General features: G+C 67.9%; 20 protein-coding genes. 8 read left to right on the top strand and 12 right to left on the bottom strand.

The window, feature by feature from the left end; all coding sequences use genetic code 11:
• The first annotated feature begins 34 nt into the window (after nucleotides 1-34).
• Complete coding sequence (locus HPO96_RS25430) at nucleotides 35-1198, top strand: glycoside hydrolase 5 family protein (RefSeq protein WP_238355458.1); 1164 nt, start codon at nucleotides 35-37, stop codon at nucleotides 1196-1198.
• On the opposite strand, the gene HPO96_RS25425 is transcribed toward HPO96_RS25430, so the two are convergent.
• Nucleotides 1187-1885 (bottom strand): TetR/AcrR family transcriptional regulator, encoded by a 699-nt coding sequence (locus HPO96_RS25425; protein WP_171676743.1) that lies wholly within the window; start codon nucleotides 1883-1885, stop codon nucleotides 1187-1189. The two genes, HPO96_RS25430 and HPO96_RS25425, sit on opposite strands and share 12 nt — an antisense overlap.
• 120 nt (nucleotides 1886-2005) lie before the next feature.
• On the opposite strand from HPO96_RS25425, the gene HPO96_RS25420 reads away from it, so the two are divergent.
• Nucleotides 2006-2431: a DUF1707 domain-containing protein gene (locus HPO96_RS25420; protein ID WP_171676741.1), complete on the top strand. Its 426-nt coding sequence runs from the start codon at nucleotides 2006-2008 to the stop codon at nucleotides 2429-2431.
• On the opposite strand, the gene HPO96_RS25415 is transcribed toward HPO96_RS25420, so the two are convergent.
• Nucleotides 2421-2915, bottom strand: a complete 495-nt coding sequence (locus HPO96_RS25415) for an SseB family protein (RefSeq protein ID WP_171676739.1) — start codon at nucleotides 2913-2915, stop codon at nucleotides 2421-2423. The two genes, HPO96_RS25420 and HPO96_RS25415, sit on opposite strands and share 11 nt — an antisense overlap.
• 88 nt (nucleotides 2916-3003) lie before the next feature.
• Here HPO96_RS25415 and HPO96_RS25410 point away from each other — a divergent pair, with 88 nt between their 5' ends.
• Nucleotides 3004-3483 (top strand): hypothetical protein, encoded by a 480-nt coding sequence (locus HPO96_RS25410; RefSeq protein WP_171676737.1) that lies wholly within the window; start codon nucleotides 3004-3006, stop codon nucleotides 3481-3483.
• A complete protein-coding gene (locus HPO96_RS25405) occupies nucleotides 3470-4132 on the top strand; it encodes a uridine kinase family protein (protein ID WP_171676735.1) in 663 nt (220 codons plus the stop codon). Before HPO96_RS25410 ends, HPO96_RS25405 begins: the two co-directional genes overlap by 14 nt.
• On the opposite strand, the gene HPO96_RS25400 is transcribed toward HPO96_RS25405, so the two are convergent.
• From HPO96_RS25400 to HPO96_RS25390, 3 genes are read right to left on the bottom strand one after another with little or no spacing between them, the layout of a single operon-like run.
• Nucleotides 4118-4711, bottom strand: coding sequence for a maleylpyruvate isomerase family mycothiol-dependent enzyme (locus tag HPO96_RS25400; protein WP_171676733.1), 594 nt, complete (start codon nucleotides 4709-4711; stop codon nucleotides 4118-4120). The genes HPO96_RS25405 and HPO96_RS25400 overlap by 15 nt on opposite strands.
• Entirely contained in the window at nucleotides 4711-5940 is a 1230-nt protein-coding gene (locus HPO96_RS25395) for an RNA polymerase sigma factor (protein ID WP_337796802.1), read from the bottom strand. The genes HPO96_RS25400 and HPO96_RS25395 overlap by 1 nt, the downstream gene beginning before the upstream one ends.
• Before the next feature lie 5 nt (nucleotides 5941-5945).
• Nucleotides 5946-6299, bottom strand: a complete 354-nt coding sequence (locus HPO96_RS25390) for a YciI family protein (protein WP_171676731.1) — start codon at nucleotides 6297-6299, stop codon at nucleotides 5946-5948.
• 84 nt (nucleotides 6300-6383) lie between these two features.
• Between HPO96_RS25390 and HPO96_RS25385 the strand changes: the two genes are divergently transcribed.
• Entirely contained in the window at nucleotides 6384-7265 is an 882-nt protein-coding gene (locus HPO96_RS25385) for an aldose 1-epimerase family protein (RefSeq protein WP_171676729.1), read from the top strand.
• Here HPO96_RS25385 and HPO96_RS25380 read toward each other — a convergent pair.
• The 4 genes from HPO96_RS25380 to HPO96_RS25365 all read right to left on the bottom strand — a co-directional run bounded on the left by HPO96_RS25380 (nucleotide 7243) and on the right by HPO96_RS25365 (nucleotide 10054).
• A complete protein-coding gene (locus HPO96_RS25380; protein ID WP_337796801.1) occupies nucleotides 7243-7707 on the bottom strand; it encodes a PH domain-containing protein in 465 nt (154 codons plus the stop codon). The two genes, HPO96_RS25385 and HPO96_RS25380, sit on opposite strands and share 23 nt — an antisense overlap.
• 1 nt (nucleotide 7708) lies before the next feature.
• Nucleotides 7709-8557, bottom strand: a complete 849-nt coding sequence (gene hisG, locus HPO96_RS25375; protein WP_171676727.1) for an ATP phosphoribosyltransferase — start codon at nucleotides 8555-8557, stop codon at nucleotides 7709-7711.
• Nucleotides 8558-8770: 213 nt separating this feature from the next.
• A complete protein-coding gene (locus tag HPO96_RS25370; RefSeq protein ID WP_171676725.1) occupies nucleotides 8771-9034 on the bottom strand; it encodes a phosphoribosyl-ATP diphosphatase in 264 nt (87 codons plus the stop codon).
• A 12-nt stretch (nucleotides 9035-9046) separates the two neighbouring features.
• Nucleotides 9047-10054, bottom strand: a complete 1008-nt coding sequence (locus HPO96_RS25365) for a helix-turn-helix transcriptional regulator (protein ID WP_171676723.1) — start codon at nucleotides 10052-10054, stop codon at nucleotides 9047-9049.
• A gap of 54 nt (nucleotides 10055-10108) precedes the next feature.
• On the opposite strand from HPO96_RS25365, the gene HPO96_RS25360 reads away from it, so the two are divergent.
• Entirely contained in the window at nucleotides 10109-11047 is a 939-nt protein-coding gene (locus HPO96_RS25360; protein ID WP_171676721.1) for a hypothetical protein, read from the top strand.
• Between the two features lie 332 nt (nucleotides 11048-11379).
• Here the strand turns inward: HPO96_RS25360 and HPO96_RS25355 are convergent, their stop codons facing one another.
• Entirely contained in the window at nucleotides 11380-12102 is a 723-nt protein-coding gene (locus tag HPO96_RS25355; RefSeq protein WP_337796800.1) for an SDR family NAD(P)-dependent oxidoreductase, read from the bottom strand.
• 41 nt (nucleotides 12103-12143) lie between these two features.
• Here HPO96_RS25355 and HPO96_RS25350 point away from each other — a divergent pair, with 41 nt between their 5' ends.
• On the top strand, nucleotides 12144-12674 hold the full coding sequence (locus HPO96_RS25350; protein WP_171676719.1) for a MarR family transcriptional regulator: 531 nt from the start codon (nucleotides 12144-12146) through the stop codon (nucleotides 12672-12674).
• 8 nt (nucleotides 12675-12682) lie between these two features.
• Entirely contained in the window at nucleotides 12683-13015 is a 333-nt protein-coding gene (locus tag HPO96_RS25345) for a hypothetical protein (RefSeq protein ID WP_171676717.1), read from the top strand.
• A gap of 309 nt (nucleotides 13016-13324) precedes the next feature.
• Here the strand turns inward: HPO96_RS25345 and HPO96_RS25340 are convergent, their stop codons facing one another.
• Nucleotides 13325-13711, bottom strand: a complete 387-nt coding sequence (locus HPO96_RS25340; RefSeq protein WP_171676715.1) for a hypothetical protein — start codon at nucleotides 13709-13711, stop codon at nucleotides 13325-13327.
• Nucleotides 13708-22986 (bottom strand): LamG-like jellyroll fold domain-containing protein, encoded by a 9279-nt coding sequence (locus tag HPO96_RS39235; protein ID WP_171676713.1) that lies wholly within the window; start codon nucleotides 22984-22986, stop codon nucleotides 13708-13710. The genes HPO96_RS25340 and HPO96_RS39235 overlap by 4 nt, the downstream gene beginning before the upstream one ends.
• Nucleotides 22987-23048 lie beyond the last annotated feature (62 nt).

Raw genomic sequence — 23048 nt, 5'->3', positions numbered from 1 at the left:
CCCCGAGGGGCTAAACCGTTTTAGCATGCGGATCATGCCCACAGAACCCCGCTTCGGCGCGAACTACGTCCCTTCGAACGGCTGGTTCTACAGCTGGCTCGACCACGACGGCGACGCCGTCCGGCGGGACTTCGCGGATCTGGCGTCGATCGGGCTCGACCACGTCCGGGTCTTCCCGGTCTGGCCGTGGATCCAGCCGAACCGGGCGATCATCCGGCAGCGCGCGATCGACGACCTGCTGGACACCGTCGACGCCGCCGCCGAACACGGGCTGTCGGTGGCGGTCGACCTGATCCAAGGTCACCTGTCCAGCTTCGACTTCCTGCCGTCGTGGGTGCTGACCTGGCACAAGACCAGCATTTTCGAGGACCCGACCGTCCGCGACGGGCTGACGGCGTACGTCGACACCGTGGCCCGCGCGGTCGCGGAGAAGCCGAACCTGTTCGCGATCACCCTCGGCAACGAGGTGAACAACCTCTGGCCGGACAGCCCGACCAGCTTTGCGGCCTCGACGTCGTGGGCCCAGGAGCTGCTGACCACGGTGAAGAAGGCCGCGCCCGACGTCCTCGCGCTGCATTCGGTCTTCGACGACGCCTGGTACAAGGCCGATCACCCCTTCCACCCGACGGACGCGGTGGATCTGGGCGATCTCAGCACGGTCCACTCGTGGGTGTTCAACGGGGTCTCGCGAGTGGATGGGCCGATGGGTCCGGCGACGCTCAGCCACGCCGACTATCTGGTCGAGCTGGCGGCTGCGACGTCGCTGGATTCCACGCGGCCGGTGTGGTTGCAGGAGGTCGGCGTCCCGGGGCCGGACATTCCGGTGGAGTTGCAGGCCGAGTTCACCCGGCGGACGGTCGAGCACGTGCTGCCGAATCCGGCGCTGTACGGCGTCACCTGGTGGTCGTCACACGATATCGACCGGCGGCTGCTCGACTTCCCGGATCGGGAGTACGACCTCGGGTTGTTCACGGTCGACCACCGGCGCAAGCCGGCGGCGCAGGCCTTGAGCGAGGTGATCGCGGACGTGCGCGCGAACGGCGTACCGGCGACGCCTGCCGTGACGACGCTGACCGCGCCGATCAACCTGCGGACGCAGCCGGAGCGGCGTCCGGAAGTTGCCCCGGGCAGCGAGTTCCACCTGCAGTGGGTGGCCGCGCGAACCGCCGGGCCGGTCCGGATCGCCTTACCCGATTAGGACCTGGATGCCGTCTAGGACGCGGGTCAGGCCGAACTCGAGGTCGTCGTCCAGCCCGTCCTCGTACTCCTGGTTGGTGTACAGGGCAACGAGCATCGGGTAGTTGCCCTCGACAAGCCTCGGGACCAGGAACGCGCCGACCTGCGCGGCCTGCACCGGTACGTCGGCGCTCGCGCCGAGCTGGCGGGCCAGATTGGCGTAGTTGCGGGCGTAGCCGTCGAGCAACATCAGGCAGCCGAGGCTGTCGTGCGGACTCAGGCCGGTCGGCGCGAACGCCTGGAGCATCACCTCGGCCCAGCGCAGCACGTTCGGCGTGGTCGGCGCGCCGCGGATCGGGACGTCGAGCAGCCAGGGGCGTTCGGCGTACATCCGGACCTGGGCCTGCACCCAGGCCGTCGCGGCCGCGCGCCAGCCCGCCGGGAGTTTCGGCGGCCGGCCGACGGCGTGGTCGTGGACGAGCACGATCAGCTCGTCCTTGGAGCGGACGTAGCGGTACATGGCGTTCGTGGTGACGCCGAGTTGCGCGGCGATCTTCTGCAGGGAGATGGCGGCGAAACCCTGCGCGTCGCCGAAATCGATCCCGGTTGCGACGATCTGCTCGACGGTCAGGCCGGGTTTCGGGCCGCGGCGTCCGGTCGGCTGGACGCCCCAGGACAGCGCGAGGCCGGGCGGCAGCTCGTCGGTCATCTCGCCCTCCTGAAGGGGTGTTGGGCCCACCTGCAACAGGCTCCGCAGCACCCTGGGAGCACATCTGTGCAATACCTACGCTTTTTCTATCAGACCAGATGGAAAGCGCAGGTACCCCTGATGACCACAGTTCTCGACCCGCTGTTGCTCCCGGACCAGGTGGAGCTCTCGGACGCCGATCGGGTGTCCGCGGCCGGGAAGATCGATCACGTTGCCCGGTTGGGGCGGATCAGCCCGTCCGGGGCGATTGCGCGGCGGGAGCTGCTCGGGCAGGTCCGCACTCGCGGTGAGCTGCGCGAGGTGTTCGCCGGGCTGGACGACGCCGTACCGCCGCGGGGGCTGACGAACGCGCTGCGGGTGGCGACGGCGGTCTGGCTGGTCGCCTGTGTGGTGCAGTTCGTCGTCTGGACGTCGCTGGCCTTCTTCGGGCACTTCGACTGGCCGTGGTGGCTCTGGTCCGACCTGGGGCTGGGCATGGTCGTCGGCATCCTGTGGTGGACGCACGAGTCGTACCACCGGCGGCGGACCGTCGCCGTCACTCGGTGACGGGCTCGACCCATCCGTAGCCGCCGTCTTCCAGCCTGACCACCTGGAGACCGGCGGCCAACCGGCGGACGTCGTCCGTCTCGATCACCCCGGGCGCTGGGCCCGCGACGTCCAGGACGATCGCGGCGGCGCCCTCCTGGACGGCGGCGGTCGCGACCAGCTGGGTCTGCGCGGGCATCGGGCGCGCCTCTGGGCTCCAGCGGGCCAGGCTCTCGGTGCTGGTGAAGGCGAGCAGCGCGTTCCGGCCGTCCTGGCCCTGGAGCAGCGCGACGGCCATATCGGACGTCTTGTCGTGGGCCAGCCCGTTCTCGTCGTACTCGACCTCGCCGAGCATCGCCACCACAGGCACCAGCAGCCGCGCCCGGGTCAGCGCCGCGAGGACCGCGCCGTGGTCGCGCGCCGCGAGCGCCTGCGCCAGCGCGGCATCGGCCGACCCGTCGTCGTCATCGAAGCCGGTAAACGCCAAACGCCGCTCAGGTTGCACGTCGCCATTCTCCCCCGAGCACACATTCAGGGTGGTGTCAGGGCTGTTCCCCTCTTGGATCGGCGGCGGTCTGTGCGAGCCTGGGTATGTGCCTGACTTCAACGATTTGACGCTGCTGCCGATCTGCGTGGGCCTCACGCTGATCGGTCTGATCGGCTCGTGGGCCGCCTGGCGGCGCCGCGGCGCCGCGGCCGGCACGCGCGGTCTCGCCTGGTCGCTGCTGCCGGTCTCCCTCTACCTGACCGGCCTGCTCGAACTGCTCTGGGACGTCGTGCGCTCGGCCGTCAGTTGGGTCACCCACCTGATCTTCTCGCCGACCGTCTGGGCCGGGGTCGCGCTGTTCGGCGTCTCCGTCGTCCTGTACGTCGTCTCCGGCGTCGCCCGGGCGCGGTCGCCGAAACAGCCCAAGAAGACCGCCGCACCGGCCGGTGAGCTGACCGCCACGGGCCCCAAGCCCGCGTCGGCCGCCCCCACCCAAGCTGCGAAGCCCCCGACCAAGGCCAAGCAGCAGGATTCGTCGGAGTTCGACGAGATCGAGGACATCTTGAAGCGCCATGGAATCAACTGAGAACGCACCTGACACCCCCCTGACCATCGACTCGCTGCTGGACCACGTGACGGGCGCCCCCGCCCGGCTCGGCCGGAGCAGGCTGATCTCGATCGACGGCCCGGCCGGCTCCGGCAAGTCCACCCTGGCCGCCGGTTTCGCGGCCCGCGCCAAGGCGCGCGGCCTGAACACCGACGTCGTGCACATGGACGATCTCTACGAAGGCTGGTCCGGCGCCGAGCGCGGCTTCGCCCTCCTCCGCGACCATGTCCTCCAGCGCCTGGCCGACGGCCGCGAGGGCCGCTACCGCCGCTACGACTGGCACGCCGGCGCGTACGCCGAACTGCACGTCGTCCCGGTCACCGTCGACCTGCTCGTCGTCGAAGGCGTCACCGCCTGCGACCGCGACGCCGACCCGTTCCAGTCGCTGCGGATCTGGATCGAGACCACCAACGAGGTCCGCCTCGACCGCGGCATCGCCCGCGACGGCGAAGCCCTCCGCGACCACTGGCTCGACTGGATGCGCTGGGAACGTGACCACTTCGCCGCCCAGTCCACCCGCTCCCGAGCCCACCTCATCGCCAACGGCAACCCCACCATCCCCCACGACCCCACCCTCGAACTCGTCGCCACCTCCATCTCCCTACCCCACGACTCAGCTGCCTCCTGAGAACTGCCGCACCTCGCGGCCGGTGGCTATCAGGAGTAGGTCGGCGATTGGGGCTTGGAGGAGGTTGGAGCCGGTGCCGGCTGACCAGTTTGTGTCGGTGGCTACGAGGCGGGTGTTGCGGAGGCGTTTGCGGGCTCCGTAGAAGGGGCTGGTGAGGACGTGGTCGAGGGCGGCTCGGGCTGGGGCCAGGGGCATGGGGCGGCGGTGGTTGAGGGGGATGGAGATGTCTTGGCCGTGGACGAGGGCGTCGGTGAGGGTGTCGAGGGGTTTGGAGCCGGGTGAGCGGCGGGTGGAGGCTGCGGTTTCGCGGAACTGGGCGATGAGTTCGGCGGGGGTGTGCCGGGCCGCGCGGGCGCGGGCGATCTCGGCTTCCATCCGGTCGAGGTTGCCGCGGGCGCGGAGGACGCCGCGGAGGAACATCGGCCAGGTGGTGCGGGTCGAGGTGGTCAGGTGGGCGAGGACGTCGTGCAGCGTCCAGCCGGGGCAGAGTGACTGGATCCGCCATTCGGGGGCGGTCAGCGAGTCGAGGAAGTCGGCCAGGTCGCGGCGTTCGGCCTCGATCCAGGGGTAGTAGTCCATCAGTTGTCCTCAGAAGTGAGCGCCGCGAGGCGGCGGTGAATGTGGGTGCGTTCGGGGTCCGAGCCGGCTGTGCCCAGCGCCTGTTCGTACGCCGCGCGCGCTTCGGGGAGGCGGTTGAGGCGATGCAGGAGGTCGGCTCGGGCGAGCGCGTACGGGTGGTAGTCGCGCAGGCGCGGCTCGGCGGCCAGTGAGTCCAGCAGGGCGAGGCCGGTCTCGGGGCCGTCCCGGAAGGCGACGGCGGCGGCGCGATTGAGGGCGATCACCGGCGACGGGTCGATCGTGAGCAGGACGTCGTACAGGGCAACGATCTGCGGCCAGTCGGTGCTCACGAAGTCGGGGGCCTCGTCGTGGACGGCGGCGATCGCGGCCTGGACGGCGTACGGGCCGGCCGGACCGCCGGTCAGCGCGGAGACGACCAGCGCGCGCCCCTCGGTGATCAGGTCCGCATCCCAACGGGCGCGGTTCTGATCCTCGAGGAGGACGACGTCGCCGTCCGGCCCGGTGCGGGCGGCGCAGCGGGCGTGGACGAGGAGCATCAACGCAAGCAGGCCGGTGACTTCACGCTCGCCTGGCAGGAGGCCGTGCAGGATCCGGGCCAGCCGGATCGCCTCCTCGGCCAGGTCGGTCCGCTGCAGGTACGGGCCGGAGCTGGCGGCGTACCCCTCGGTGAAGACGGAGTAGATCACCTGCAGGACGCCGGGCAGCCGTGCGGGCAGCTCGTCGGCGTCCGGGACCCGGAACGGGATCCGCGCGTCCCGGATCCGCGCCTTGGCCCGGACGATCCGCTTGGCCATCGTCGCTACCGGGACCAGGAAGGCCCGCGCGACCTCCGGCGTACTGAGCCCAGCCAGGCAGCGTAGGGTCAGCGCCCCGCGGTCTTCGGGCGCGAGGGCCGGATGGGCGCAGGTGAAGAACAACTCGAGCCGCTCGTCCGGCAGGCCGCCGCCGGGCCGGGGCCCTTCGGCGCGGTCGGCGTCCACCTGCAGGATCGCGAGTTTGGCGGCGTACGCCTGATCGCGCCGCAGCCGGTCGACCGCCTTGCGCCGGGCGGTGGTCATCAACCAGCCGCCCGGGTTCGGCGGGACGCCGTCGACCGGCCACCGCACCAGCGCCGCCTCGATCGCCTCCGAGGTGACCTCCTCGGCCAGGTCGAGATCGCCGAACCGCCGGGCGAGCGCGGCCAGCAACCGCCCACGCTCCTCCCGGAACACCGCCTCGACCTGGTCCACGTCGCTCAGGCTCCCGCGAAATCCGCGATCGGGCGGACGACGACCGACCCGCCGGCCCGCGAGCCCGGGCACTTGGCGGCCCAGTCGAGCGCGACGTCCAGATCCGGGACGTCGATCACGTAGAACCCGCCGAGCACCTCGCGGGTCTCGGCGAACGGGCCGTCGGTGACGGTCCGGGAGCCGTCGTTCGCGACCTGGACGCGGGTCGCGGTGACCAGGTCGGCCAGCGACTCCGACGCGACCACGACACCCGCTTCGGTGATCTCCTTGTCGAAGCGCATCCAGTCCTCGGGCTCGCACCCGACGGCGCCCCCGCTCGGGTCGAGCTCACCGGCGTTGATCAGCAGCAAGTACTTCACGGTGTTACCTCCTGTTGGCGTGTCTACAGCATCACCACGAACGGGTCAGGCCCGAATGGACACACCTGCTGAAAAGATGTCGATATGACTGTCTTCCCCTCAGGCTCACAGTGGACGATTCAGGGCAACGGGTACGCCGGGACCGTGGTCAGCGTGGGCGGTGGGCTGCGCGGGCTGACGTACGACGGCCGCGACGTCCTGCTCGGCTACCCGGCGGACGAGCCGGCCCACGCCGGGATCGGGCAGCACCTGTTCCCCTGGCCGAACCGGATCACCGACGGCAAGTACTCCTTCGCCGGCCGCGACCAGCAGCTCTACCTGACCGAGCCGGCCCGCTCGAACGCCATCCACGGCCTCACCCGCTGGGCGAACTGGAGCCGCCTGGACGACGGCTCCGACCCCGCGGTCGTCGAGGCCGGCCATGTCCTGCACGGTCAGCCGGGCTACCCCCACCAGCTGGAGCTGCGGCTGAGCTACCGGATCGACGACGGCCTGACGATCACGGCAGCCGCCACGAACGTGGGCGCCACGGCGGCGCCGTACGGGTACGGAGCGCACCCGTATCTGAGCGTCGGCCGGCCGATCGACGAGTGTGTGCTGGGGTTCAGCGCGGCGCAGCGGCTGGAGGTGTCGGAGCGGATGTCGCCGACCGGGCTCGCACCGGTGGCCGGCTCGGCGTACGACTTCGGTACGGCGCGGGTGCTCGGCGAGCTGGAGATCGACAACGCGTTCACCGGGCTCGCCGAGTCGTGGTCGGTCAGCCTGACCGACCCGGACACCGGCGTCCGGTCGGTGCTCAGCGGGGACACGCCGTGGGTGCAGCTGTACACCGGCGGCGCGATCGGGCGGACGGCGCTCGCGGTCGAGCCGATGACCTGCCCGCCGGACGCGTTCGTGACCGGGCAGGACCTGGTGGTCCTGGAGCCCGGTCAGTCACACACGACTAGCTTTCGGGTGTCGGCCTAGGCCGGGCGCCGTTCGCGCGGGCGACGGCCGCCAGCTCCTTGGCGGCCACGCTCGCGCGGCGTCCCTCGGTCGCCTGGACGGCGAGGATGCCGAGCCGGTTGCCTTCGGCATCGAACAGCTGGAGCCAGGCGTCGCCGGGCCGGAATCGCAGCGCCGACACCTCCGCCCAGGTCAGCGTGTACGACTTGAACACGTTGCGCACCCGCAGCCGATCCGGGTACGCCGTCACGCGGACGGTCGCCAGCCGGTACAGCAGCCAGAGCACGAACCCGAAGAAGGCCAGCAGCGTGAGCCGCTGGAACAGCGTGAACGTCTCCTTCGACTCCGGCGCCAGCCGCAGCCAGATCACGCCGAACACCGAGATCAGCGACAGCCCCATCCCGGTCGACATCACCGCCACGATCTTGGGGTGGAACGTGAACTGCTGATCGGCTGCGGCCACGTCAGATCCGGCAAGCGTGGATATCGGTAGTGAGGATGGCACGCGCGCCCACCTCCCAGAGCTGGTCCATGATGCGTTGGGCTTCGGCGCGCTGCACCATCACGCGGACGGCGACCCAGCCGGCCCGGTGCAGCGGTGACACGGTCGGCGACTCCAGGCCGGCGGCGACCGCGGTGGCCGCGTCGATCTGCTCGGCCGGGATGTCGTAGTCCATCATCACGTAGTTGCGCGCGATCAGGACGCCTTCGAGCCGGCGGACCAGCTGCTGCAGGCCGGCCGGCGGGTTGTCCACGCCGTGCCGCTTGATCAGCACGCCCTCGGATTTCAGGATCGGGTCGCCGAAGACCTCGAGCCCGGCCTGACGCAGCGTCGTCCCGGTCTCGACGACGTCCGCGATCACGTCGGCGACGCCGAGCTGGACGGCGGACTCGACCGCGCCGTCCAGGCGGACGACGGCCGCGTCGACGCCGTACTCGGCGAGGTGGTCGGACAGGACGCCGGCGTACGACGTCGCGATCCGCTTACCGGCCAGATCCTTGACGGAGGTGGCGGCGCCGGGCGGGCCGGCGAACCGGAAGGTCGACGAGCCGAAGCCGAGCGGCATGATCTCGTCGGCGTCCGCGTGTGAGTCGAGGACGAGGTCGCGGCCGGAGATCCCGACGTCGAGGGTGCCCTCGCCGACGTACACGGCGATGTCGCGCGGGCGCAGGTAGTAGAACTCGACCTCGTTGGCGACGTCGGTCAGGGTCAGATCCTTGGTGGTCCGGCGCTGTTTGTAGCCGGCCTCGATCAGGATCTCGGTGGCGGACTCGCTGAGTGAGCCCTTGTTCGGTACTGCGACGCGCAGCATCGGCACTGCCCAATCTGTGTGAAGTGAACCTTTGGGTCGGGATCCCTCAGAGGGTGTCTGGTGGCTCCGCGCCGTAGCGAGCATGTGCTCGGTGCGGTGCATCGGTGTGCGGGGGCGGAGGGTTCGATGCGGGGCATCGTGCCCTTCGTACCCGTGCGGCGAGGTGCCGTGCCGAGTGCAGCGCAGTAGGCGCGGGGCCGCCAGTCACCCTCCTCACAGATGTCGGTAGACGTCTTCCAGCTCCAGGTTGAGCGCGTGCATCATCACCTGGGCGTGGTAGAGCAGTTGGGACAGCTCTTCGGCTGCCCGCTCCTTACCTTCGTGCTCGGCGGCCATCCAGGACTCGGCGGCTTCCTCGACCAGCTTCTTGCCGATCGTGTGCACGCCGGCGTCCAGCTCCGCCACGGTCCCGGATCCTTCCGGCCGTGTGCGTGCCTTCTCGCCCAGCTCGGCGAACAGCTCCTCGAAACTCTTCATCGCGCGCCCAGCCTACGGGACCGCTCGGCCGGCCTCGGCCGCTGGTCCATTTTCGGGCCCGTACAAGGCGGTCAGGCGGCGGGCCAGGGCGGTGAGTTCGGCCCGGAGTTCCGCGGGTTCGAGGACTTCGAGACCGTCGCCGAACCGGCAGAGCGCGGCGGCCGCGTTCGGGACGGATTCGATCGGGAGCGTGACGACGACGCTCCCGTCCGGCTCGGGGGCGGCGGCGCGGACGGCGGAGACGAGTTGGGGGAACGAGACGTCGTACATCTTGGCGGCCAGCCGGGCGGAGACCCGGACGACGGCCTCGGCGGTGAAGCGGGCCTCGTCGAAGTTGGCCAGGTGGTCCTGCCAGTAGGCAGGGAGGTCGAAGTCGGCGGCGCGGGTGAAGGTTTCGGCGGTCGGGGTGAGATCGAGGATGTTGGAGACGCGGTAGGTGCGCATGCCGGTTTCGGTCGCGGCGACGACGTACCAGCTGCCGTTTTTCAGGACCAGGCCGTAGGGGTCGAGCGTGCGGTCGACCTCACGCGGGGCCTCCCAGCGGCGGTAGCGGATGGTGATGCGGCGGTCCTGGAGGACGGCGTCGGCCACGGCGGACAGTTGGGGTGAGGTCTCGGCTTCGGCGTACCAGGCGGGCATGTCGAGATGGAAGCGGTTCTTGAGGCGGCCGGCGCGGTCTCTTTGGTCGGGAGCCAGCGCCGCGAGGAGTTTGAGCTCGGCGGCGTTGGTCTGGGCTGTCAGGCCGAGCGCGGCGGCCGGTCCGGGCATGCCGACCAGGAACAGGGCGGCTGCCTCTTGCTCGGTCAGGCCGGTCAGCCGGGTGCGGTAGCCCTCGACCAGGCGGTAGCCGCCGGTTCGGCCCTGGTCGGCGTACACGGGGACGCCTGCGGCGGCGAGGGCCTCGACGTCGCGGTAGATGGTGCGGAGTGAGACTTCCAGCTCGTCGGCCAGCTCACGCGCGGTCAGCTGCCTGCGGGTCTGCAGGAGCAGCAGGATCGACAGCAAGCGGCTCGAACGCATGTCTCCGAGAATAACTGCCATGGTTTGTCAGGTTTGATCGGCAGGGTTCTGCCTATGACGACATGGACCAAGGCGACCAGTGATTTCGACTTCCTTCAGGGCGACTTCGACGTCCGGCACCGGCAGCTGGTCGACGGTGAGTGGATCTCTTTCGAGGGGACGACGTCCGCGACGACGTACTTCGACGGGGCGATCAGCATCGACGAGATGCGGTTCCCGGCGCGCGGGACATACGGGTTGTCGGTGCGGCTGTTCAACCCGGCGACAGCGGAGTGGACGATCTGGTGGGTCAGCAGCTCGACGATGCAGCTCGGGGCGCCGGTACGCGGGCGGTGGTCGGCGGACGGGTCGTCCTGCCGGATGGTGGGCGAGGAGCTGCCGGGGGTGTTGTGCAGCTACGAATGGTCATCCATTACTGCCTCGACCGCGCACTGGGAGCAGGCCTACTCGCATGACGGCGGCACGACCTGGGAGACCAACTGGATCATGGACTTCACCCGTCGCTCCACCCCGGCCCCGCCGCTCAACGTACCGAAGGTGACCGGCGATTTCGACTTCCTGATCGGCCGCTGGGACATGGCGAACCGGCGCCGCCGTCCCGCCCTCGGGTCGCCGTACGAGTGGTACGACGTCGCCTCGGTCATGCAGGCGACGACGTACTTCGACGGCGCCATCAGCTTCGACGAAGGCTGGTTCCCCACCGAAGGCTTCCGCGGCGCCACCCTGCGCCTCTACAACCCAACCTCACACACCTGGTCCATCCACTGGATCAACAGCCTCCGCGGCCAACTGGAAACCCCCGTCATCGGCGCCTTCAACTCCGCCGGCATCGGCACCTTCGAAGGCCCAGACACCTGGGAGGGCCACCCCATCAACGTCCGCTTCATCTGGACCCCAGGCGTGGACAAGGCCACCTGGGAACAGCTCTTCTCCGCCGACAACGGCCAAACCTGGATCTCCAACTGGCAAATGCAACACACCCGCATCGGTTAGCGAGCTGTGCGGACGCCGCCCGCGGGACGGCGACTCGGGCCGCCACACCCACCAATCCGACGCCCCGCCCGACCCAACCAGCACCGCGCAGCCCGGCGATCGGGCGCCCTCCGAGCAGCCCTTCGCGGGCACAGCGATCGGGCCGCCCTCGAAGCAGCTCTTAGTCGGCCGGCTCGCCCGCGGGGTCAGCGGGTTGTGCAGGCTCCGCCCGCGGGTCGGCGACTGGTGGACGGCGTCGCCGTACCCACCAACCCGACGCTCCAGCTCCGAGCGGCGCGGCGCGGCGAGTGCCCTCCAAGCAGCTCTTAGTGGGCCAGCTCCGCCCGCATCGGCTAGCGGGTTGTGTGGGCGCCGCCGTTCACGTGCAGAAGCTGACCAGTGATGTGACGGGCGGCGGGGGTGGTGAGGAAGTGGATGGTGTCGGCGATGTCACCGACCTGACCCTCGCGTTTGGTGAGCGTTGCCGCCAGCAACATCTGACGACGCTCATCCGACAGCTTCCCCCGGAAGAACTCGGTCTCCGCGGTGAACCCCGGCGCCACCACATTCGAGGTGATCCCGCGCGGACCGAGCTCCGCCGCCACATCGGCACTCCACAATCCCAGCGCCGCCTTGGACGCGCCGTACGACCCGGACCCGCTGCGCGCACCCGCAATCGAGCCGAGGTGGACGACGGCCGTGGTCAGCCGCGGCGCGAGCCCGGTCGTCGTCAGCACCGCGCTGATCAAGTTCGCCTCAAGATTCGCGATCCAGTTCGCCTTCAACTGCCGCAGATCGCCGTCCGGCCGATCCAGATCCGCGTTCCCGCCGGCGTTGTTGACCAGTACGTCGACCCGCTCCGGCAGCTCCCGCACCAACCGCTCCACCTGCTCCGGGTCAGTCGCATCACACACCACCGGCGTAGCCCCCATCTCCGCCGCCGCCTTCACCAGCAATTCCTCCCGCCGCCCAGTGATCACCACCGCATCACCATCCGCCCGGAACCGCTCCGCCGTCGCCCGCCCGATCCCCACCGCTCCCCCGGTCACCACGATCGTCCGCATCTCAATCCTCACGTTTAGACCTAAACATTTAGCTCTAAACGTAGCATGGCCAGGTGACCGACACCTACCCCCTCGACTCCCCCAGCCCCTACCCCGCCGCCGACATCGCCCGCGCCTGGCAACGCGAACGCCCCGGCACCCCCACCGACTCCATCGAGATCGTCACCCCGCTCTGGCGGCTGGCCAAACTCTTCGCCGACGACCGCCGCCGAGTCCTCGCCGACCTCAACATCGACCCCGCCACCCTCGACCTCCTCAGCGTCCTCCGCCGAGCCGGCGCCCCCTACCAACTAACCACCCGAGAACTAGCCGCCCGCACCCTCGTCACCGCCGGCGCCATCTCCCAACGAGTAACCCGAGCCGAATCCGCCAACCTCGTAACCCGAACCCCCGCCCCCCACCGAGCCGTCCTAATCACCCTGACCCCCACCGGCCATGCCCTAATCGAACGCTCCGTAGACCAAGTCCTAACCCGAGAGTCAGCCCTGATCTCCTCCTTAACCCCAGAATCCCGAGCCCACCTAGCCACCGCCCTCCAATCCCTCCTCAACGACGTAACCCACCAAACCTCCAACCAGCCATAATCCACCCCATGACCGACCCACGCCTCGCCCCCTACCGCGACGCCGTCTTCGAACTCCGCCACAACGGCGAACTAGTAGGCCACCTCACCACCCAGATCTGGTCCATGCGCTCCCTCCCCGCCCTCCACCTCAAACGCGACCAACTCTGGTCCCAAATCACCTGGCTGGACGGCACCAAAGAACGCCCCGAAGAGGACTACGGCCCCGACTGGCCTACCCTCACCGAACTAGAATCCGGCACCTACGACCCCACCTACGGCGACTACTCCGATCTACAAGCCACCCCACTAACCGGCCCAGCCCGAGACACCCTCTGGAAAACCCTCGGCCCACCCGAGTAGCCATTGCGGAGTTAGGTTTGCATCGGCGACGCGGCAGCAACCTCACTCACAGTCGACAACAGCGCCAAAGGTTCTCCAACCGGCGAGCAACTCACGCGTGAACTACTATTCAAGACAGAGAAACGAATCTGCGAGATCCACTGCGGCGGAAAGGGGCGAGCTGACAGCAGAAGGAAGCGGGCCAGCAACTGAATGAAAACTCGAGCAGATCCGCTGCGCACGACGTCGAGAACTCTGTCATGTAATGCTTCATCCGGCGCCGGAACTGACTGCCGGAATCGACACGATTGAGCGATGAGCAAGTCAGGATTATAGGGCGAGCCGATGGCCGTCGATATCGCGGGCATCCCAGACGACGTCTCCCGCATCCAGAATCCAGTACGACCCCTGGATGCGCGTAACGATCGCCGACATTGTGTCGACGAACAGGTCCACCCACCGACATTCAATGGTGCAGGCAGAAAGAACTCCGAAATCCGGGAGATTCGATCCACTGCCAAGGACATGTGGCCCCTGCCTGAACTCCCACTCCAGATCCGGAGGAACCGGGCCTTCAACAGAGAACAGACGGCCGCTGACGTCGCGGATCTGCGCGATTCCATCCTCGCGCGAGACGTCACCTCCAAGTTGCCAGAGGATCTCGCTGATCGCATCGAACATCGAATTATCTTCCGACAGCAGGAACGCGCCTCTCATCGAAACTCTCGCAGGATCGCGGTAAGTTCATCCTGGTTGCGGGCAATTGCGATACCTTGCGAGGCCGCATTGGACCACGCCGCATCAGAAATACCCGGCGCGTATCCAACCGTCCGAACACCGGTCGATTGCTGGGTTTTGAGAATTTGGCCAGTCAAGCCTCGAGCGTTGCCGCTCTTTACCTGCACATAGACGTTGCCGAGATCGATATCAATCTCCCGCGATAGCCCGTTTGACATTTTGACTTGGGAGTTCACGTTACGAATCGCCCCTGGCAAGGCACGTTCGACACCGTTCGCCAGCGATCCCACCAGCGGGTCGTTGGATACCCAAGCAGCCTTTGCAGCCTTGGGAAAAAGTGTACCAGCGAGTTGGCGTTCGGCTTGTGCTGCGGCTATGCCTTGGGCGGTTCGGACGCCGATGCCGACGAGCTTGCCGCCGCCGGTGAACCCTAGGCCGGTGAGAGCGAGGCTCATCTCGCATTGGTCCCAGCCTGCCGGGGTGGGTTGTTTGACGGCGGCCTTGCAGGCTTCGTAGGTCTCAACCAGCGGGTCGATGACGAGTTCTTTGGTCAGTTTGTCGCCGGCATTGGGACCGACCCATTCGTAAAGATCCTCACCGAAGGACGGGCCGCCGGACATGCTCGCGCTGAACCAGTTGTAGCTGCCGGTGGAGCCGATAGCTCCTACTACGGAGCCGGTTTGGTTGAGGGTTTGTTGGTAGAGGGCGTTGGCGTAGTCGGTGGTCTCGTCGGTGTAGTCGGTGGCGGGGGTGATGACGGTGGTGGGCTGGGTGGGGTCGTGGGGACAGAGGCTGATGTTGCCGTTGGTGCACGTTGGGCTGCCGGGCGGATCCTGCTCGACCGTCTTGGCCAGTTGGTCGAGCTGATCGCGCTTCTCGCACGGGATGCAGCGCTCCGGGGGATCAACATCGTCTTCACCGGCGCCGCCGCCACCTCCGCCGCCCCCGCCGCCTCCGCCGCACTTGGCGCTGTTCTTCGGCTTACACGGTTCCTTCTTGCAGGGCTTCTTCTTGCAATCGCCACCAGGAGGCGGATCTTTTGGCTTCTTTGGGCAGATCTTCTCCCAGATCGGCTTGTCGTCGCCGAAAGGTATCTCCTTGACCTTGTGATAGCACTTGGAGCCGTCGCCGTCGCCGGGGTTTTGGAGTTGGTGACCGTCAGGGTCGTAGTTGGTTAGGGGGTTGGCGCCTGCATAGGCGTAGAGGTTGGGGTGAGAGGAGGGGACGCCGGCTTTGTAGGTGATGGTGTCTCGGGAGTTGAAGGTGCCGGTGGTGGGGTTGTACCAGCGGGCGCCTAGGTTGAGGTCGCCGGAGCGGGGGTCGGTCCAGTCGCCTTGGTAGCCGATGCGGTATTTGAGGCCGGTGGCGTTGGTGGAGTTGCCGAAGGGGTCGTAGGTGCGGGAGTCGGGGAGGCCGGTTCCGAGGGTGGTGTCGGTGGGGTCGAAGCCGGCGAAGACGTCGCCGTGGCGGTCGGACAGGACCAGGCGTTTGGTGGTTTCGTAGCCGACGGCGAGGAGTTCGTCGGCGGCTGAGCGGCCGAAGAACTGGGTGCCGTCGGAGACGACCTCGTCGCTGAAGGCGTCGTAGCGCATGCGGGCGGTGCCGGCCATGATCGGACGGTCGAGGGCGTCGTAGGTGAAGTCGCGGTCGGCGGTGCGGATCATGCGGTCGAAGGCGTCGAAGGTGAAGGCTTCGGTGGTGGTACTGCCGCCGTCCGCAGTCTGCTTCTGGAGCAGGGCGCCGCGGGGTGAGTAGGTGTAGGTGGTGGTGCCGTCGGTGAGGAGACGGTTGCGCTCGTCGTACGTCGCGAGCTTCGCGCCGGCCTTCGTTCGGTTGCTGGCGGCGTCCCAGGTGTACGACGTCGCCGTCGAGCCCTTGGTCCACGTGGTGAGGCGGCCCAGTTGGTCGTAGGCGTAGGTGTTGTCGCCTGCGCCGGCGACGCCGGTGGTCTTCTTCGAGGTGACGGTGTTGTCGGCGTTGTAGCCGTAGGTGATCGAGGAGACCGAGGTGGCGCCGGCTTTGAGGACGTCGGAGTTCAGCCGGCCGTAGGCGTCGTAGCCGATGGTGCGGATGCGCGCGGATCCGTAGTCGATGGTCACGAGCTGACCGGCGGCGTTGTAGCTGACGGTTTGAGCGGTCCGGGTGACCGGGTCGGTGGTCGTCGTCGGGCGGCCGTTGGTGTAGGTGAAGTCGGCGGTGCCGGCGGCGTCGATGCGCTGCGTGAGCTGGCCGTCAGCGTTGTAGCCGTTGGTCGAGGTGCCCGAAGGGCCGTCCGCGCGGAGGAGCATGCCGCGGTCGTTGTAGGTGTAGGTGTTGACGCCGTCCAGGGAGCTAGTGGTCGCAAGGCGACCGACCAGGTCGTAGGTCAGGTTGCGCGTCGCCGTCGAGGCTTCCGCACCGGCGCCGTCCTCCTTCGTCAGGCGTCCCGCGGCGTCGAACGTGCGGGATCTGGTGACGCCGCCAGGTGACAGCAGCGAGACCGCATTGCCCGCGGCGTCGTACGACGCGGTCCAGGTACGGTCGGCCAGTGCCGGGTGTGCGGTCGTCGAGGGCTCGATCACCTTCTCGGGCAAGCCGAGGGGGTTGATGGTGTAGGTGGTCGAGTTGCCCCGGCCGTCGGTGTAGCGGGTGCGGTTACCGGCTGCGTCGTACCCGTAGGAGATGGTGATCGAGTCGGTCGCGGTGACCGGGTCGACCTGCGTGGTCAGACGGCCGAGCGCATCATAGGTGTACGTCGTCGCCCGGTTGCCTGATGGCGGCGTCGAGGACTTGAGGTTGCCGTCCAGGTCGTAGGCGAGCGCAGTGGTGCCGAGTGATGCGTTGGCAGCATCGAGGGTCTTCGACGCGACCAGCTGACCGGCCTTGTCGTAAGTCGCGACGCTGCTGCGCCCCAGGGCATCCGAAGACCGGACCTGACGACCGGCGTAGTCGTAGCCGACTCGAGTGACGACGTTGTTCGGGTCCGTCGACTGAATCAGCTGGCCGAGAGTGTCGAAGGTACTGGTCGCCGTGACACCGCCCGGACTCTGCGTCTTCACGACGTTGTCCATGTCGTCGTAGGTCAGCCGAGTGACGTAGTTCCCGGCGGCCTGCTTGCGCTCGACCGCGGTCGACGTCACGACCCGGTCGAGGTCGTCGTAGGTCAGCTTGGTGACGGCGCCGAGCGGGTCGGTCGTGGACTCGACGTCACCGTTCGGCGTGTAGGTGACCTTGCTGACGACACGTTCGTCGTTGGTCTTGCCCGGCGTATCGATCTGGGTCTGCTGGTTCAGATGGTTGTAGGTGAACCGGGTCGCGTTACCGCGCTCGTCGATCTGCTCCAGCAGGTTGCCGACGGCGTCGTAGCTGAAGCTCGTCTTCGGTGTGAGCGCAGACCCGCCAGGCGGGGTGTAGGACGGCGCCGCGACCTCGACCTGACGCCCCAGCTTGTCGAATGTCGACTTGACGATGTTGCCGAGGGCATCCTTAGACGAAGTCGCTTGCCCGAAGGCCCCGTACCCGACGGTCGCGGTCGGCTGTACGTCGGCAGCGGTGCCGCCGTTCTGTTCTGCCTTCACCTTCGGCGCCACGGTCTTGACCTGACGACCCAGCTCGTCGTTGGTGTAGGTCGCGGTGAAATCGGCCTTCACCGCACCGGCAGCGTTTCCACGCGGCGTAGTAGTGGACGTCGCCAGCCCACGCTGGTCATACGTCCAGCTGGTGGTCTGGGTCATACCGCCGGTGTTCTCCACGGTCTGGGAGATCCGTCGGCCGGCCGCGTCGAACACGAAGGTCATGGCGTCAGTGACCGCAGTCGGACCGGCGATGTCCGCGTTCGACCAGTCACCGGTCGTCTCCTGACGCGTCGCGTTACCCGCCAGGTCGTAGGTGTAGGTCGTCTTACGCTTCAGCCCGGCGGGATCGGCGATCTGGTTCGCGACGCGGCCGACCTTGTCGATCGTGTACGTCGTGGTCGACTTACCGTTGTCCGTGACGCTCTTCGTCCGGTTGCCGGCATTGTCGTAGGTGTTGTCCTCGAGGACGACGTCCCGGGTGCTGCCGTCAGGATTGCGGAACCCGAGCAGCTTCCGGGTCTTCAACGAGTCGTCGGCGTTGTAGGCGTAGCTCACGACGCGGCCCATGGCATCGACCTCGGCCACCTTGCGACCGGCGGTGTCGTACTGGGTCTTGGACCGGACGTTGTAGTCGACGCCTTCGCGCGGGTCGTCGGTGGGCGGGTTGTTCGGGTCGACCGGGAGGTTCATGTCCCAGACCTCGGTCGGCATGTTCAGATCGCTGTACTTGTACTCGAACCGGTTGCCATTGGCATCCTCGGACCAGACCCGGTTGCCGGCGACGTCGTACCCCTGCTGAGACTCCTTGCCTGCAGCATCGATCGTCCGGGCGAGCCGGTTGCGGTCGTCGTACTCCATCGAGCCCACCCGCGGCTCGTCCGAGGTCTTGAGGTCACGCGCGGTCGTCTTGACGACGTTGCCGTCGTCGTCGTACTCGAGCTCGGCCTTCTGCTGATGCTGCGCACCGGTCACTGCATCCGTGGTGACCGGGCCGGTGACCGCCTTGAGCCGCGACATCTTGTCGTAGCCGTAGGTGGTGACGACGCCGGCGGGATAGGTGTCGGAGACCTGAGTCTCGGTCTTCTTGCGCCCGATCTCGTCATAGGTGTACTTCGTCACCAGACCGGACGGCGCAGTCAGCTGAGCGAGTTGGCCGTGCTGGTCGTACGCGTACTGCGTCGTGGCGAACGTCGTGGCATTGACCTTGACGCGCAACGACTTCAACAGACCGGGCGGCATGGTCTTGCCATCCGGGCTGGCCTCAGTGCCATCGGTGTAGGTGTAGGCCTTCTCGCCACCGTCCGGGGAGGTCTGGACCGCGAGATCACCGTTGACCGTCAGCGTCTGGCCGTTCTTGTACGTGTCGTCGGTCGCGCTCGCAGAACGGCCGTCGCGGAACTGCGCGAGCTTGTCCCAGCGCGGATCGAGCGCGGGCCACGAGTCGTTCGCGTGGTACAGGCTGTGCTCGGTCCGGCAGTCCGTTCCACCCGCGCCACGGCAGGTCTTCGTCGACGTCACGTTCCCGCGGTCGTCGTAGGTCATCGACGCTTCGCCGCCGGCCTCGCTGGTGACCTTCGTCAGCTTCCCGGTCTTGTCGTGGGTGTAGCTGCGGATTCCGTAGCCGCTGCCGTCACCCCACTCCGGGTCGTTCTCCGCGTCCCAGGGCTTCTTCGTGTTCTCCCCGAGCGGACGTCCGGTCCGCAGTAGCCAGCCGCCGAGGGCGTCGTACTCGTACATGTACGACGTCTTGCCCGGCCCGGTCACCTCGACCAGGCGGCGCAGGTCCTTGTCGTTGCCGACGACCTCGGGGTCGCTGAGCGTCCAGTCGCCGCCGTTGTTGTCGATGTACTTGCGAACGCGGTCCTTGGCCGGGTTGTACTCCACCTCAGCTGTCGTACGACCGGCGGCGGAGGTGATCGAAGTCAGCTGGTCGGCCGTGTTACGGCCCTGCTGCCAGTGCGTCTTGATGTCGCGGACCGACAGCGGGTGGGAGTAGATCGCGACCTCGTCGATCTGCCCGTTGAAGTTGCGCGCTGCCTGGCTGCCGTAGCTAGGCCAGGCGGTCGGGACAGTGGCGACCGCGGCGCCGATCTGACTCACCGGCATCCGGGAGTGGTCGACGATGCTCTGTGTGACTGTCGCCTGGACGACGCCGTCGAGGTGCAGGTGCTGCTTACCGGCTCCCGATGTCAGGACGACGTGGTGCCATTGGTTGTCGTTGACCGTGGTCAACGAGGTCAGCGGTTCGGCCGACCCGTCCCAGAACTTACCCCGAAGCTTGCCGTCGGCCCCGACGTACAGCACCGGCATACCACCGGTGGTGGTCGAGGCGAACTTCCCAACCTGGTAACCGAGCAGCGGCTGCCCTGCGGTGCCGCCGGAGGTCTTGAACCACAGCTCGACGGTCTCGTCACGGCTACGGCTGACCAGCCCGTTCGGCAGGTCGACGCGCGAGGCGCCGGTGAACTTCACCGACTTGTCCGCGGTCCCCACGCCCGCGAGCGGGCTGTCCTGGTTGAACTCGACCGACGTGTAGCTACCGAAGTCCGCGTCACCTGCGGCGAGGTCGATCTCGTTGGTCGCGTCGTTGTCGGACCCGTCGTCGGACAACCGGAAGTACCCGTCCGGCTTGGAGTCCAGGACCGCGCTGCGGTAGTGCGATCCCTGCTCCGAGGCGTACGTCGTGCACTTCTGCTCCGAGTTGCACGACTTGGTCAGCACGTCACCGGCGTACTCGTACGTCCAGGTCAGCGGCGTACCTCCGACCGGCTGTGTGCTCACCGATGCGACATGCTTCTTGTCGCCCGTCCAGGTGAAGGTCAGCTTGCGACCGGCGCCGTCCTGACTGGCCGCCGTTTCCAGCGTTCCGTCGGCGCGGTAAGTCAGCGCGAGCGGCTTGCCGAGCGTCTTGTAGATCTTGCTCAGCCGACCGGTCGTGGCCGCGAACTCGTACTTCATTCCAGGTGCGATCTGCAGCGTCCACGGCCCCGTCGCCGACGTTGCCGTCAGCACGTTCTTGGTGCCGCGCGGCGCGGCGTACGTCCCATTCGCGTTCTTTCCGAACCGGACCTGCCGCCCGTCGGGATAGGTGACCAGCACGTTCTCGTTGTCCTCGACCACGAGCCGCATGTCGTAGCGGCTCGACCAGCCGGCGCCGAACAGGCCGTCGCGCCGCGGGTCGAGGCTGTTGTACGTCCGGGCGACGTTCAGCTCCGGACCGGCCACCGGCACGACGATGTCCAGCGCGGAAGCGGTGTAGTTGCCGACCGCCGGGTCGTAGGGCTTGTCCTGGGACTTGCCGTCGTTGTTCGCCAGGTGCGAGGTGATGGCCGGTTGCGGCACATCCGTGAACAACGTGATCGGCGGACCGGTCGTGACAGCGCCGTCGTTGTCCTGAACCGAGACCTGCCACCGATACTCACGGTTCCAGTTCAGCTTGCCGGCGGGGACGACCCACCCCTTGGCCGTGGTGTAGGCGCCGCTGTCGAAGCAGCCGACCTGGGTGTTCGTGCCGACCACCTCGCACACCCGGAACTTGTACTTCAGCGTCGTCTCCGGCTGATCCGGGTCGATCGCGTCCGCCCACAACGGCGGCGTCAACATGTAGGCCTGCGCGCCGTTGAGCGGCCAAATCTTGGCCGGGTTCACCACCGCGGGCACGTTCTTCACAGTGATCAGGCGCGCCGCCGGGCGGACGCCCCAGTCGGTGTACCAGCGGCGTACGGTCGTATCTCGATGCACCATCGAGAACTCGATCTGGTAGTCGACACCGGCCTGGGAACCGGCCAGCCGCCCGACGTTCACATCGAGGTTGATCTTCCCGCCGTGCGGGACGTTCCGCGTGACGGGCGTCTGCAACTGGTTGACGCTCACCGCCTGCCCGTTCCTGAAGACGCGATAGCTCATGTAGTCGTCGCTAGGAACCCAGGTCCGGCCACCGAGGTTGGTGATCGTCATCGGGAACTTGCCGTCCTTGTCCTGCAGGACGTAGTCAGCCGGCTTCTGCGCCCGGAACGCGTACGCCGCGTGGTACGGGGAATGTGTCACCGCGAGCCGCGGCGGGTTCGCGGTGTCCTTGCCCGCGATCTTCTTCCAGGAGTACTTGTCCGCGCGCTGCCGAGCGAACATCGCGAACCCGTAGTTCGAGATCCGGTCGTCGACGATGCCCTGCAGCCAGGAGACGCCCGCGGCGTTGAACGGCAACGCGTCGTACTTCGGCGCGCAGGCCGTCGTTCCGGTGCTGCCCGACACGTAACCGCGCGAGAAGCCCTTCGCGGCGAGCACCGAGCGGCCCGTCGCCGGGCCGGGGTACTTCAGCTGTGAGAGCGGGGTCGACGTCCAGTTCTCGGTGATGCCGTAGACATCGAGGTCACGCGAGGAACAAGTGTCGGTCTGGTAGTTGTAGACCTCCAGCGAGGCGGCGACGATCGTGTCGTAGACGAACGGCGCCTTCTCCAGGCCGGGGAATGTCAGCAGTGCGGTGAACGCGTTCCAGCCCGAGGTCGATGAGCAGTTCGTACCGCCCGCCGGCGGGCGGCATCCGACCTGCAGGTCCTCGGCACCGCTGATAGCGCCGTTCAGACCAGCGCTCGCGGCGATCCCCGGAGTCAGCCGATCGGTCGGGATCACCGTCGGGTCGACCCGTACCGGAAACACCCGCGCGGGGTCGTCCAGCCATGCGTCGTCCGCTGTCACCTTCAGCGCTTGGCGACCGTCCACCGTCACCAGCTCGTAGGTCACGGCGGCGGAGGTTGCTCGAACCTCAGTGGTGTTGGAGTCCTCCATGGTCCCGGCCGGGATACGCGCCCGCTCGGTGCCCTCGTCATCGGTGATGACGACCTCGCGGCCGCGCAGCGACGCAGTCAGCTTGTCGCTCAGCTGCAGCGGGAACGTGTAAGACCTGGCCGCCGCCGCGGAGTTCAGGACGATGGTTTCCTTCACGCCCTGCGGACGAGACTCCAGCTCGAGGTCGGCGTTCGGCATGAACCCGGGGAAGGTGACCTTGCTCCCGGACATCTGCCCCGGGACGGCGGCCGCGCCGGAGGCGCTCCAGCCGATCGTGTGCCCGTCGCCGAGTTCGACTCGCGCGAGCGGCTCGGCGTCTGCCTGCGCTGCGATCCACGAGTACACCTCGGTCGAGATCGTCTCCCAGCCACCGCCGTCGGCCGGCTGCAGGTTCGCGTTGATCTCGGCCCAGCTGCCGTCAGCCTTCTTGAAGTTCAACGGCGCCGGCGACAACACGGTCGTCTCGGTGCTGTCGGCGTTCTGGAAGGTCTTCGTGTACTCGTCGCGTTTGGCCGTGATCTCCCGGCTCGTCCTCGCGTCGAAACCCTTCACGTCCGGCCGGGCCGACGGCAACGCCTCAGCCGCCTGCGGCGCCGGCTGCTCGGCGGCCGGATCCTCCGGCTGGGCATCGTTCACCGGGAACATCGACCGCAACGACGGCGGCCGCACGTTGTTGCCCGGCGGCGCCTCGGGCGGCAAGTCGCCCGAGCCCAGCCGTTGCACAGGAGCCTTCGCCTCACCACGCCCTGACATCGCGGCCTGCGGTACCGGCGGCTCCTTCGCCGCGACGGACTCCACCGGCGCGGCCGGTCCGATCCCCGACAACGGCACCGCCAACGCGACGCCGATCGCCACGAACCGCGCGATCCGCAACCGGCGCTTGCGCGCACGCGAAGACAAGCTGGACTTGGGCATGACGGATCCCCCTGGGCGTGGATGACCTGCTCACAGACCCTGGAGTCCCCCGACTCCGCCAG

It is taken from the genome of Kribbella sandramycini (assembly GCF_013131805.1).
GTDB classification, from domain to species: Bacteria; Actinomycetota; Actinomycetes; order Propionibacteriales; family Kribbellaceae; genus Kribbella; species Kribbella sandramycini.
This window is presented reverse-complemented; position numbering and strand designations above follow the sequence as displayed.